General features: G+C 71.6%; 11 protein-coding genes and 1 pseudogene. 9 read left to right on the plus strand and 3 right to left on the minus strand.

What is annotated here, in order from left to right; all coding sequences use genetic code 11:
• From ACOV8S_RS28950 to ACOV8S_RS28980, 7 genes and pseudogenes are all read left to right on the plus strand, one after another.
• Nucleotides 1–267 (plus strand): annotated as a pseudogene (locus ACOV8S_RS28950) (hypothetical protein); the annotation flags it as partial.
• A 26-nt stretch (nt 268–293) separates the two neighbouring features.
• Nucleotides 294–464, plus strand: coding sequence for a hypothetical protein (locus tag ACOV8S_RS28955; protein ID WP_351113559.1), 171 nt, complete (start codon nt 294–296; stop codon nt 462–464).
• 37 nt (nt 465–501) lie between these two features.
• Nucleotides 502–903, plus strand: a complete 402-nt coding sequence (locus ACOV8S_RS28960; RefSeq protein ID WP_448321452.1) for a BlaI/MecI/CopY family transcriptional regulator — start codon at nt 502–504, stop codon at nt 901–903.
• A gap of 27 nt (nt 904–930) precedes the next feature.
• Nucleotides 931–1,464: an amino-acid N-acetyltransferase gene (locus tag ACOV8S_RS28965; RefSeq protein WP_448321453.1), complete on the plus strand. Its 534-nt coding sequence runs from the start codon at nt 931–933 to the stop codon at nt 1,462–1,464.
• 345 nt (nt 1,465–1,809) lie between these two features.
• Nucleotides 1,810–2,145, plus strand: a complete 336-nt coding sequence (locus ACOV8S_RS28970; protein ID WP_351113556.1) for a histone-like nucleoid-structuring protein Lsr2 — start codon at nt 1,810–1,812, stop codon at nt 2,143–2,145.
• A gap of 525 nt (nt 2,146–2,670) precedes the next feature.
• Nucleotides 2,671–5,196: an ATP-dependent Clp protease ATP-binding subunit gene (locus tag ACOV8S_RS28975; protein WP_351113555.1), complete on the plus strand. Its 2,526-nt coding sequence runs from the start codon at nt 2,671–2,673 to the stop codon at nt 5,194–5,196.
• A gap of 418 nt (nt 5,197–5,614) precedes the next feature.
• Nucleotides 5,615–6,217: a M23 family metallopeptidase gene (locus ACOV8S_RS28980; RefSeq protein ID WP_448321454.1), complete on the plus strand. Its 603-nt coding sequence runs from the start codon at nt 5,615–5,617 to the stop codon at nt 6,215–6,217.
• Between the two features lie 98 nt (nt 6,218–6,315).
• Here the strand turns inward: ACOV8S_RS28980 and ACOV8S_RS28985 are convergent, their stop codons facing one another.
• Complete coding sequence (locus ACOV8S_RS28985; protein ID WP_448321455.1) at nt 6,316–7,263, minus strand: A/G-specific adenine glycosylase; 948 nt, start codon at nt 7,261–7,263, stop codon at nt 6,316–6,318.
• A gap of 172 nt (nt 7,264–7,435) precedes the next feature.
• Here ACOV8S_RS28985 and ACOV8S_RS28990 point away from each other — a divergent pair, with 172 nt between their 5' ends.
• On the plus strand, nt 7,436–8,311 hold the full coding sequence (locus tag ACOV8S_RS28990; protein ID WP_448321456.1) for a hypothetical protein: 876 nt from the start codon (nt 7,436–7,438) through the stop codon (nt 8,309–8,311).
• A gap of 363 nt (nt 8,312–8,674) precedes the next feature.
• On the opposite strand, the gene disA is transcribed toward ACOV8S_RS28990, so the two are convergent.
• Together disA and radA are read right to left on the minus strand one after the other, a co-directional pair.
• Nucleotides 8,675–9,799: a DNA integrity scanning diadenylate cyclase DisA gene (disA, locus tag ACOV8S_RS28995; RefSeq protein ID WP_351113548.1), complete on the minus strand. Its 1,125-nt coding sequence runs from the start codon at nt 9,797–9,799 to the stop codon at nt 8,675–8,677.
• An 81-nt stretch (nt 9,800–9,880) separates the two neighbouring features.
• A complete protein-coding gene (gene radA, locus ACOV8S_RS29000) occupies nt 9,881–11,293 on the minus strand; it encodes a DNA repair protein RadA (RefSeq protein ID WP_448321457.1) in 1,413 nt (470 codons plus the stop codon).
• Between the two features lie 196 nt (nt 11,294–11,489).
• Here radA and ACOV8S_RS29005 point away from each other — a divergent pair.
• Nucleotides 11,490–12,778, plus strand: a 1,289-nt coding sequence (locus tag ACOV8S_RS29005) for an RNA polymerase sigma factor (RefSeq protein ID WP_448321458.1), incomplete at its 3' end; no start/stop codon positions are given.

Genomic DNA, 12,778 nt, shown 5'->3' on the forward strand with positions numbered 1-12,778 from the left:
GCCGTGCACCACGCCGTTCCCGCGGCGCGCACCCGGCTGCTGGCCCTGCCGGGCGGACTGAGCGCCGAGGGCGACGGCGAGGACGACGGGGAGGGAGCGGACGACCGCCCCGATCCGTCCCCCTCTCCCGACCCGCAGCGCCCCGGGCAGCCCGCGCCGGGACGGCCGATCCCCACGCCGGGTGAGGTCTTCCCGCGCCGCAAGCCGTCCTCGCCCCCGTCCTCCCCGTCACCGGACCCCTCGCAGGGGCGGCTGGCGGCGGGCTGACCGGCGGGGGTGGCTACCCTGGAGCCATGGACTACGTCTCCGCGCTTCTGCCTCCCGCCGTGATGGCCGTCTTCTTCCTCGGCGTCATCCGGGTGATCATCAAGACCCAGGGCGGGGCCAACAAGGCCAAGGAGGACGCTGCGGTGGACGCGGCCCTGGCCCAGGCTCAGGCCACCCCCCGCCGCGAGGAGTCCTGACGCCCTTCACGGGGTGATTCGGGACTAACGTTCTTCCATGCCGAAACCCCTGGGAGAACTCGAAGACGCGGTCATGAGCCGGATCTGGAAGTGGAACCGGCCCGTGACCGTTCGGGAAGTCCTGGAAGACCTCCAGAAGGAACGGTCCCTCGCCTACACCACGGTGATGACCGTTCTCGACAATCTCCAGCGCAAGGGCTGGGTCCGCCGGCACGCGGAAGGCCGGGCCTATCGATATGAGGCGGTCTCCAGCCGCGCCGCCTACGCCGCCGCGCTGATGAACGACGCCTGGTCGCGCAGCGACAATCCCACCGCCGCTCTGGTGGCCTTCTTCGGGATGATGAACGAGGACCAGCGCGGCATGGTCCGTGACGCACTCCGCGTCGCGCACGGCCCCGAGGCCGCCCGGGGCGAGGAGAACACCCCCGGGTCGGCGTAGGCCGGTTCCGGGAGATAACGTCCGGACATGTCAGTGGAGCGTTCCGAAGTCAGCAGCAAGGCTTTCACCGTGCGCCGGGCCAGGACCGGTGATGTTCCGGCTCTCCGGCGACTCCTCGACGCATACACCCGTGACGGCACCTTGCTCGACAAAGCGACCGTCACGCTTTACGAGGACATCCAGGAGTTCTGGGTGGCGGAACGCGACGACAACGCCGAGGTGGTCGGCTGCGGCGCGCTGCACGTGATGTGGGAAGACCTCGCCGAAGTGCGCACTCTCGCCGTGAACCCGGCGCTGAAGGGCGCCGGCGTGGGTCACCAGTTGCTGAAGAAGCTCTTGCAGACCGCCCGTTGGCTCGGTGTGCGCCGCGTTTTCTGTCTCACCTTCGAAGTCGAGTTCTTCGGCCGCCACGGGTTCGTCGAGATCGGTGAGACTCCGGTCGACACCGATGTGTACGCCGAGCTGCTGCGTTCCTATGACGAGGGCGTCGCGGAGTTCCTCGGACTCGAACGAGTGAAACCGAACACCCTGGGCAACAGCCGGATGCTTCTGCATCTGTGATCTTCTCCGGGCTCCGGCCGCCCGGTCTTCTCGCCGTCTTCACGGTGTGAGGTATTCCGGGTGCCCCCTCTTCCCGGCTCTTCCGGGTCCTCTTCCCCGCCCTTCACGGCCCTTCCCTGCCCTCTTCCGGCTCTTCCCGGCCCCTTCCCCGCTCTTCGCCGGTTCCCTATGTCCGGAAGGGGCGGGTTTTCGGGAGCGTTCGCGGGCACCGGTCTCTCCCGGGGGTTTGTGTTTTTCAGGCAAAAGCGGTTTGCTTTCCGGCGTACTGCAGTACTGCATATAACAAGGGACGGCGAAACGGCTCCGCCCGGAGCCGCCCCAGGGTTATCGATGAAAGGAAATGCGGTGGCACAGAAGGTTCAGGTCCTTCTTGTCGACGACCTCGACGGCGGCGAGGCGGACGAGACGGTGACGTTCGCGCTGGACGGCAAGACCTACGAGATCGACCTCACGACCGCCAACGCCGACAAGCTGCGCGGCCTGCTCGAGCCCTACGTGAAGAGCGGACGCCGCACCGGCGGCCGTGCCTCCGGCGGCCGCACCAAGACGCGCGCGGCGGCCGGCAGCAGCCAGGAGACGGCCCAGATCCGTGCCTGGGCCAAGGAGCAGGGTCTCGAGGTCAACGACCGCGGTCGTGTGCCGGCGAAGATCCGTGAGGCCTACGAGAAGGCCAACGGCTGACGGCCCACCCGTGGCTGCAGGTCCCGTCGCATGCCGGAGAGCCGCCCTCGCGCGGCTCTCTGCCGTTCCGGGCCCCGCGGGTCGCCTCTCCGGCGCCGCCCGCCCTCCGGCCCTCCTCACGGAACGTTCGCACGGAACGCGTTTCGAACGCGTTGTGTAACCGGAACGGGGGTGCTCAGGTCGGCGGAGCGGCGCAAGGTTGTTCGCCCGTAGCGGAGGGGACCGGGGTGCGCCGCATGGACTGTCGGTCGATGCGGGTAAGACATCCCTAGTGGGAGGGGGCGACACGCAGGACAGGCCGCCTTCCGTTCGCCATCGGCGTACTGGTGGAGGACGTAAGTGCCTGGCCTGCGGGAACATCGTCTCGCACCATCGGGTTGGAGCAGATGTCGGCGTTCCGGGTCAGGAGGCCAAGGACGGTGTCGGCAGTTGGAATGAGCGGTCCCCGCTTGCGGGACTAAGCTGCGGAAGGACAGGAAGGGGACAGCCCCCTTACTGCCTGACCGCTCTGAGGAGCGATTAACGATGTTCGAGAGGTTCACCGACCGCGCGCGGCGGGTTGTCGTCCTGGCTCAGGAAGAAGCCCGGATGCTCAACCACAACTACATCGGCACCGAGCACATCCTCCTGGGCCTGATCCACGAGGGTGAGGGTGTCGCCGCTAAGGCCCTGGAGAGCCTCGGGATTTCGCTCGAGGCGGTCCGCCAGCAGGTGGAGGAGATCATCGGTCAGGGCCAGCAGGCCCCGTCCGGCCACATCCCCTTCACCCCCCGTGCCAAGAAGGTCCTGGAGCTGTCGCTCCGCGAGGCCCTTCAGCTGGGCCACAACTACATCGGCACGGAGCACATCCTGCTCGGCCTGATCCGCGAGGGCGAGGGCGTCGCCGCCCAGGTCCTCGTCAAGCTGGGCGCAGACCTCAACCGTGTCCGCCAGCAGGTCATCCAGCTGCTGTCGGGCTACTCGGGGAGCAAGGAGGCCGCCACCGCCGGCGGTCCCGCCGAGGGCACGCCCTCGACCTCCCTGGTCCTCGACCAGTTCGGCCGGAACCTCACCCAGGCCGCTCGTGAGTCCAAGCTCGACCCGGTCATCGGGCGCGAGAAGGAGATCGAGCGGGTCATGCAGGTGCTGTCCCGCCGTACCAAGAACAACCCGGTGCTGATCGGTGAGCCCGGCGTCGGCAAGACCGCCGTCGTCGAGGGCCTCGCCCAGGCCATCGTCAAGGGCGAGGTGCCCGAGACCCTCAAGGACAAGCACCTCTACACCCTGGACCTCGGCGCCCTGGTCGCCGGCTCCCGCTACCGCGGTGACTTCGAGGAGCGCCTGAAGAAGGTGCTCAAGGAGATCCGCACCCGCGGCGACATCATCCTGTTCATCGACGAGCTGCACACGCTCGTGGGTGCGGGCGCCGCCGAAGGCGCGATCGACGCCGCCAGCATCCTCAAGCCGATGCTGGCCCGCGGTGAGCTCCAGACCATCGGCGCCACCACGCTCGACGAGTACCGCAAGCACCTGGAGAAGGACGCCGCCCTCGAGCGCCGCTTCCAGCCCATCCAGGTCGCGGAGCCGTCGCTGCCGCACACCATCGAGATCCTCAAGGGCCTGCGCGACCGGTACGAGGCGCACCACCGGGTCTCCATCACCGACGAGGCCCTGGTCCAGGCCGCGACCCTGGCCGACCGGTACATCTCGGACCGCTTCCTGCCGGACAAGGCGATCGACCTGATCGACGAGGCCGGATCCCGGATGCGCATCCGCCGGATGACCGCGCCGCCGGACCTCCGCGAGTTCGACGAGAAGATCGCCGGCGTCCGCCGCGACAAGGAGTCCGCGATCGACTCGCAGGACTTCGAGAAGGCCGCCTCCCTGCGCGACAAGGAGAAGCAGCTCCTCGCCGCGAAGGCCAAGCGGGAGAAGGAGTGGAAGGCCGGCGACATGGACGTCGTGGCCGAGGTCGACGGCGACCTGATCGCCGAGGTCCTCGCCACCGCCACGGGCATCCCGGTCTTCAAGCTGACCGAGGAGGAGTCCAGCCGCCTGCTCCGCATGGAGGACGAGCTCCACAAGCGGGTCATCGGCCAGAACGACGCCGTCAAGGCGCTCTCCAAGGCGATCCGCCGTACCCGCGCCGGTCTGAAGGACCCGAAGCGTCCGGGTGGCTCGTTCATCTTCGCCGGCCCGTCCGGTGTCGGTAAGACCGAGCTGTCCAAGGCGCTCGCCGAGTTCCTCTTCGGTGACGAGGACGCGCTGATCTCCCTCGACATGTCGGAGTTCAGCGAGAAGCACACGGTCTCGCGTCTCTTCGGTTCCCCGCCCGGATACGTGGGCTACGAGGAGGGCGGCCAGCTGACCGAGAAGGTCCGCCGCAAGCCGTTCTCCGTGGTCCTCTTCGACGAGGTCGAGAAGGCGCACCCGGACATCTTCAACTCGCTGCTGCAGATCCTGGAGGACGGTCGCCTGACCGACTCCCAGGGCCGGGTCGTGGACTTCAAGAACACGGTCATCATCATGACGACCAACCTCGGCACCCGGGACATCTCCAAGGGCTTCAACCTGGGCTTCGCCGCCCAGGGCGACACGAAGACCAACTACGAGCGCATGAAGAACAAGGTCTCGGACGAGCTCAAGCAGCACTTCCGTCCCGAGTTCCTCAACCGCGTCGACGACGTGGTGGTCTTCCCGCAGCTCACGCAGGCGGACATCCTGCGGATCGTCGACCTGATGATCGGCAAGGTGGACGAGCGCCTGAAGGACCGGGACATGGGCCTCGAGCTCTCCCAGTCCGCCAAGGAGCTGCTGTCGAAGAAGGGCTACGACCCGGTGCTGGGCGCCCGGCCGCTGCGCCGGACCATCCAGCGCGAGGTCGAGGACACCCTTTCGGAGAAGATCCTCTTCGGCGAGCTGCGTCCCGGCCACATCGTGGTCGTCGACACGGAGGGCGAGGGCGACGAGCAGACCTTCACCTTCCGCGGCGAGGAGAAGGCCGCGCTGCCGGACGTCCCGCCGGTCGAGCAGGCCGCGGGCGGCAGCACGAACCTGAGCAAGGACGCGTAACGCCAGTAGCGTCAACCGAGTGACCCGAAGGGCCGGTGCGGAGCTTCCGCACCGGCCCTTCGGCGTTCCCCGACGCTGTGCACGGGGCCACAGCCGCGGCCTCCCGGACAGGGCCGGCCGGTGAGGTGGGGCACGCGACCCAGGTCACGTACGAAGCCGCCTAGTAGGCACCTCGGCTGCTCGGCGGGCATGAGGAGCACCGCCGCGACCTCTCCCACCTGCCAGGAGTCCGAATCGTCGATAAATGTTCACTTTGTGACTTTATGTATCGATCGGATACGGATACTACGCATCGTCGTAGATCACACGATTGTCAGGACTGACCCGATCGGGTTACCAAGGTATGGCCGACGGCGAGACCGGACCTCCTCCGGTTCTCACTCCGCCGGCGATCCCGTCCCCGAACAAAGGGTTCTTCATGTTCAAGCACGTCACGCTCCGCACCTCCGGTACGACCACCCTCCGCACCCGCGCCGCGGTCGTCGCCGCCGGCCTCGGAGCCTCGGTCGTTCTCGGTGCCGGAGTCGCGACTGCTGCCGGCGCCCCCACCGCCGGCACGCCTGCGGCCGCCACGCAGGTGAACGCCAAGGCCCCCAAGGGCAACGCCTGGGTCGACCCGGTCCAGCACTACAAGCTGTCCGCGAGCTTCGCCCAGAACGGCGGCATGTGGGCGCACAAGCACTCCGGCCAGGACTTCGCCGTCCCGACCGGCACCAAGGTCTTCGCGGTCCACGAGGGCACCGTGGTCAAGGCCGGCAGCTGGGGCGCCGGTGACGGCCCCGCCTACGGCAACGCCGTCGTCATCAAGCACGGCAACGGCACCTACTCGCAGTACGCCCACCTCTCCAAGGTGCAGGTGAGCGTCGGCGAGAAGGTGAACACCGGCGAGCAGATCGCCCTGTCCGGCAACACCGGCAACTCCAGCGGTCCTCACCTGCACTTCGAGATCCGCACCAGCGCCAACTACGGCACCGCGGTCAACCCGGTCCAGTTCCTCGCCGCCAAGGGCGTCAAGGTCTGACCGACCACGGGTGACGCGCGAGGCGCGACGGTACGAACATGCGGAAGGCCCCGGCAGCATCGCTGCCGGGGCCTTCCGCATGTGTGCGCGCCCCCGGGCTACGCCCGGCCCGGCAGGCGGTACATGCCGTCCGCGAGTGGCTCCACCAGCCCGTCCGCCACCAGACCGTCCAGCGCCCGGGCCCGCTGCACCGGCTCGTCCCAGACCGTGTCCAGCGCCGCCTGCGCAACCGCGCCCTCGGCCGCGCGCAGCACCGCCAGGAGCTTGCCGCGTACCTGGCGGTCCGTGCCCGCGTAGGTCTGGCCGCGGCGCGGCGGTCCGTCGTGCTCGGGCTTCCCGGCCCCCAGCCAGGCGCAGCGGGCGGCGATCGGGCAGCGGTGACAGCTCTCGTTGCGCGCGGTGCAGACCAGCGCGCCCAGTTCCATCGAGGCCGCCGCCCACCGTGCCGCCGTGCCGTCCTCGGCCGGCAGCAGGGAGACCGCCAGCCGGCGCTCGGCCGCCGTGGTGGCGTTGGGCGGGTACTGGACGCCGGTCACGGCGCGGGCCAGGACCCGGCGGACGTTGGTGTCGAGCACCGCGTGACGCCGGCCGAAGGCGAAGGAGGCGACGGCGGCCGCCGTGTACTCGCCGACTCCGGGCAGTGCGAGCAGTTCGGCGTGGTCGGAGGGGACCTCGCCGCCGTGCCGCTCGGTGATGGCGACGGCCGCGCCGTGCAGGCGCAGCGCGCGGCGCGGGTAGCCGAGCCGGCCCCAGGCCCGCACCGCCTCGCCCGGCGCCTCGGCGGCCAGGTCGGCGGGACGGGGCCAGCGGGCCAGCCACTGCTCGTACACCGGCAGCACCCGGGTGACCGGGGTCTGCTGAAGCATGAACTCGCTGACCATCACCCCCCAGGCGCCGGCCTCGGGGCGGCGCCACGGCAGGTCGCGGGCGTTCGCCTCGAACCAGGCGATCACGGGGGTGTGGAGGGGAAGGGCGTCGGTGCTGGAGGCGGCCCGCGTCGCGGTGTCCCGCGGGGCGGACGGCTCGTGCTGTGTGGGTGCGGTCATGACGTCATCGATCCTGCCACGACCCCGGGGTCACCCGATGTGCGCAATCCATCACCCGTTGGAAGTGCCTCAGGGTGCGGGAACCGCATACCAGGATGATGATCCGGAAAAGTTGTCGTCCGCACGGCGGGTGCCGCCGTGAGTGACGTCGATCTCTCGTACAGTTTGCGCCGTGGGATCACTGCGCAATCCGGTCGGGCCGCTTCCCTCCTCCATCTACTGGCGACGGAGGGCTGTCTTTCTTGTCGTGCTGCTCGCGCTGGCGGGACTGGCCGCCTGGCTGTTCGCCGGTGGCGGGGGCAGATCGGACGACTCGGCGGGCGGCCCCGACGGCAAGAACCCGGCCCCCTCGATCACCCCTGGTCCCTCCGGGTCCGGTCCCGCGATCGACGATCCCCCGGGTGAGGGCGGGTCCGGCACGGGCGGTTCCTCCGACGGCGCGTCCTCCGGCGGGACGTCGGGCGCCGACGGGGGCGGCACGTCCGGTGCGGGCGGCGAGGGCGACGGCGCGGACGGCGGCTCGGGCGACGGCGGCGGGGCGGCGGACGGCGGACCGGGTTCCTCCGGCAGCGGGTCGGGCAGCTCCGGGAAGGGCTGGACCAGCTCGGTGAACCGGCTGCCCGGCGACACCTCCCTCGCGGCGTGCGGGCGGAGCGACGTCCGGATGTCGCTGCGGAGCGTGCAGAAGTCCTACGAGGACGACGAGAAGCCGGTGCTGCGGCTGACGGTGACCAACACCTCGGGCAGCGACTGCCGGATCGACCTCGGACCGCGTGCCACGGTCCTGAAGATCACCAAGGCCAACGCGGACGACGACGAGACCTACTGGTCCTCGGCCGACTGCCCGGACAGCGGGGCACTGCTGTTCCGTGTGCCGAAGGACGGGGAGATCACGTACGAGGTGGAGTGGGACCGCAGGCCGAGCGACGCCGACAAGTGCGAGGCGGCGCCGAAGGGGAGCGCGGGGACCGGGACGTACCTGGTCGTCGCCAAGAGCGGGGCCACCTCCAGCCCGCTCCAGGCCACCTTCACCCTCAAGTCCGACTGACCCGACGCGCCCGACCGACCCGACGGGCGGCCCGGGGCCCCTCCCTGCCGGGAGCGACGTGGCCGCGCAGGAACCGATGGCGAGCGCGGGCTGAGTTGCCCACCACCCAGGGCGGAGGCGCCCTAGCAGGAGCAGCCGACCCCGTCGCGCGGAGGTCCCGGGGGGCGGAGGCATCCGTCCCGGGCAGAGGGGAAGGGGACCCGGCCACAGCAAGGCGCCCCGGCCACGGGAGGCGCTCCCGCAGGGCCGCGGAGGTCCCGCGGCCACGGGAGGCGATCCCACACAGGCCCCGGAGGTCCCCCGGCCCCGGGAGGCGCTCCCGCAGGCCCGCGGAGGTCCCGCCCCCGGAAGGGCGGGACAGGATCAGACGTACCGCTCGAGGATGGAGGACTCCGCGAGGCGGGAGAGGCCCTCGCGGACGCTGCGGGCCCGCGCCTCGCCCACCCCGTCGACCGTCTGCAGGTCGTCGACACTCGCCGCGAGCAGCTTCTGCAGCCCACCGAAGTGCTCGACCAGCCGGTCGATGATCGCCCCCGGCAGACGGGGCACCTTCGCCAGCAGCCGGAAGCCCCGCGGCGAGACCGCCGAGTCCAGCGCCTCCGGCGACCCCGTGTAGCCCAGCGCCCGCGCCACCGTCGCGATGTCCAGCAGCTCCGTGTGGCCGAGCGCGTCCAGCTCGGACAGCGCCTCGTCCACCGTGCGGGACCGCTTCGGCGTCGGCTCGGGCACGTAGTCCCGGACGATCAGCTCCCGCTCCGGCTCGACGCCGGCGATCAGCTCGTCCAGCTGCAGGGCCAGCAGGCGCCCGTCGGTGCCCAGCTCCACCACGTACTCGGCGATCTCGGTGGCGATCCGGCGCACCATCTCCAGCCGCTGCGCGACCGCGGAGACGTCCCGCACCGTCACCAGGTCCTCGATCTCCAGCGCGGAGAGCGTCCCGGCGACCTCGTCCAGGCGGAGCTTGTACCGCTCCAGCGTGGCCAGCGCCTGGTTGGCGCGGGAGAGGATGGCGGCCGAGTCCTCCAGGACCCGCCGCTGCCCGTCGACGTACAGCGCGATCAGCCGCATCGACTGGGACACCGAGACCACGGGGAAGCCGACCTGCTTGCTGACCCGGTCCGCCGTGCGGTGCCGGGTGCCGGTCTCCTCCGTGGGGATGGTCGGATCGGGCACCAGCTGCACGCCCGCCCGCAGGATCTTCGAGAAATCCGTCGACAGCACGATGCCGCCGTCGAGCTTGCACAGCTCGCGCAGCCGCGTCGCGCTGAACTCGACGTCCAGGACGAAACCGCCGGTGCACATCGTCTCGACGGTCTTGTCCCAGCCGAGCACGATCAGACCGCCGGTGTTGCCGCGCAGCACGCGCTCGAGGCCGTCGCGCAGCGCGGTGCCGGGCGCGACCGCGCTCAGCGAGGCGCGCATCAGCCCGTCGGCGCCGGAGCTCCCACCGGACTTTCCGGGAGCTGAGGCCCGGTCGTTGGCTGCCACTGCTCTCCTCCGGTCGCAGACTTCTTCAGGCGCTCCCGCGACACGCACACTTCGCACGGACGGGCGAGACCGGGGCAAAGTCTACCGGCGGTCCTCACCCTCCTGCCGGGGCTCCCGCCGACGCGAGCGCGGCAGAACCCTCAGCGCGTCCGACATGTCGGCCACTTCGAGCACCTTCATTCCCTGAGGAACCTTCCCCGGATCGGCCGGGACCAGCGCATGTGTGAATCCGAGGCGGTGCGCTTCGGCCAGACGCCGCTGCACGCCGGTGACCCTCCTCACCTCTCCGGCCAGGCCCACCTCGCCGATCGCCACGAGGTTCTTCGGCAGCGGGGTGTCGCTCGCCGCGGAGGCCAGCGCGAGCGCGATCGCCAGGTCCGCGGCGGGCTCGGAGAGCCGCACCCCGCCCACGGTGGCCGAGTAGATGTCCTGCTTGCCCAGCGCCTTGATCCGGCCGCGCTGCTCCAGCACCGCCAGCATCATCGAGACCCGGGAGGTCTCCAGGCCGGACGTGGTGCGCCGCGGGGTGGGGATCTGGGTGTCGACGGTCAGCGCCTGCACCTCGGCGACCAGAGGGCGACGGCCCTCCAGCGTGACCGTCAGGCAGGTGCCCGGGACGGGCTCGTCCCGACGGGTGAGGAAGAGACCGGAGGGGTCGGCCAGGCCGGTGATGCCCTCGTCGTGCAGCTCGAAGCAGCCCACCTCGTCGGTGGTCCCGTACCGGTTCTTCACGCCGCGCACCAGCCGCAGCCGGGCGTGCCGGTCGCCCTCGAAGTTGAGGACCACGTCCACCAGGTGCTCCAGCAGGCGCGGGCCGGCGATGCTGCCGTCCTTCGTCACGTGGCCGACCAGCAGGGTGGACATGCCGCGCTCCTTGGACGCGCGGATCAGCGCGCCCGCGACCTCGCGGACCTGCGCCATGCCGCCGGGCGCGCCGTCGATCTCCGGGGAGGCGACGGTCTGCACCGAGTCCAGGATCAGCAGGGAGGGCTGGACCGCCTCGATGTGGCCGAGCACCGTGGAGAGGTCCGTCTCGGCCGCCAGGTAGAGGTCGTCGTGGATGGCGTGGATGCGGTCGGCGCGCAGCCGGACCTGGCTGGCGGACTCCTCGCCCGTCACGTAGAGGGTGCGGTGCTCGGAGCTCGCCGACTTGGCGGCGACGTCCAGCAGCAGCGTGGACTTGCCGACGCCCGGCTCGCCCGCCACCAGCACCACGGCCCCGGGGACCAGGCCGCCGCCGAGCACCCGGTCCAGCTCGGGGACGCCGGTGGTGCGGGCCGTGGCCTGCCGGCCGTCCACCTGGCCGATGGGGACGGCGGAGGTGGTGACCCGGCCGGGAGCGGTGGTGCGGACCGCGGGCGCGTTGCCGTACTCCTCGACCGTCCCCCACGCCTGGCATTCGGGGCAACGGCCCAGCCATTTGGCCGTCTGCCAGCCGCATTCCGTGCAGCGGTAGGACGGACGGTCCTTGGTCGACTTGGTGCGCGCAGCCATGCAGCACACCGTAACCGGCGGCACCGACAGCGCCGACAACACCGTGCGCCCGCGGTCGCGAAGGGACAGGAACGATCGGACAGGGAGCGAAGAAACGTAAACGCACGTCCCCTTATGAGGGACCGTTTCACCCGAATGGATTAAAAGTGCTCAAGGCCGCAGGAACGGTCGTCCGCGGGCCCCTACGGTCGCACGGGTGATGAGCAGCAGGCCGGAGACCCCCACCCGCACCACCGGCGCGCACCCGGCGCACGGTGAGGAGTGCGACCGGACCGTCCCCTCCGCGGCGGACGCCCGTGCGAGCGCTCCACGCATTCCCGCGCGCCGCGCGGACGCCTCCGTCCCACAGGAGTGCGAGCCGCACCTGGACGGGCTGTACACCTACAGCCTCTCGGTGCTCTGCGACCAGGACGCCGCGGCCTGTGCCGTCGGCACGGTCCTCGCCGTGGCCGAGCGGCGCCGCGGCCGGGCGCCCGAGGGGGACCGGCGGGCCTGGCTCTACGCGCTGGCCCGCTGGGCCTGTCTGCGGGAACTGGCCGAGAAGCGACGGCGGCGGCACCAGCCCCGGCACCGCGGGCCGCGGCGGGGCGCGGTGCCCGTCGCCGAGACGCCGGCCGTGGAGCCGTCGCCCGAGGAGCGCGAGCGGCGCCGCTCCGAACTGGCCCGGCTGGCCTGGCCCGAGGCGGCCGGCGCCTCCGCGGAGCAGCGCGAGGCGCTGGAGCTGGCGGTGCGGCACGGGCTGGCCGCCGAGGAGGTCGCCACCGTGCTGGGCCTGGCCCCGGCGGCCGCGCAGGACCTGCTGGCCTCGGCCGCCTGCGAGGTGGAGCGCACCCGCGCCGCGGTGGGGGCCGCGGAGTCCGGCCGGTGCCCGGGCGTGGTCCGGCTGACCGGGCAGGACGACGGGTGGGTGCTGAGCGAGGCGCTGCGCACCGAGCTGGTCCGTCACGTCGACGACTGTCCGCGCTGCCGCCGGGCCGCCGAGCGGGCGGTGCCGGGGCGCTGGCCGGGGACCTCGGTCACCCCCGAGCGGCTGCCGGTGCTCTGCGCGCCGCGGGGCGCCGTGCAGGCGGCGGCGCAGGCCGCGCGGGGGCGGAGAGGTGCGGCCGGCGGTCCCCGTTTCGACCGGCGCGGGTTCCCGCTCGCACCTCCCGACCACGAGGCGCGGCGACACCGGATGCGGGGACGGGCGGTGACCACGACGGTGGTCGCCACGGTGGTGGCGGCGCCCGTTCTCGCGATGTGGGTGGCCGGCAGGGGCGCCCCGGCAGGGGTGGAGGAAGGTTTCGGCAGCCCCGACGACCGGGCGGCGACGGCGGCGGACGCCGGCCCCGGGGACGCCGGCGCGACCGACGACGCCGGCTACGCGAACACCGCCAACGCGGTGCCCGGGAGCGGGGCGGCCACGCCGGAGAGGGGGCCGGACGTCTCGGTCGAGGTGATCGGCTCGCCGCCGCCGGGCGGACCGGGCGGCGGCGCGGGTTCGGG

The organism is Streptomyces sp. CO7 (assembly GCF_053474865.1).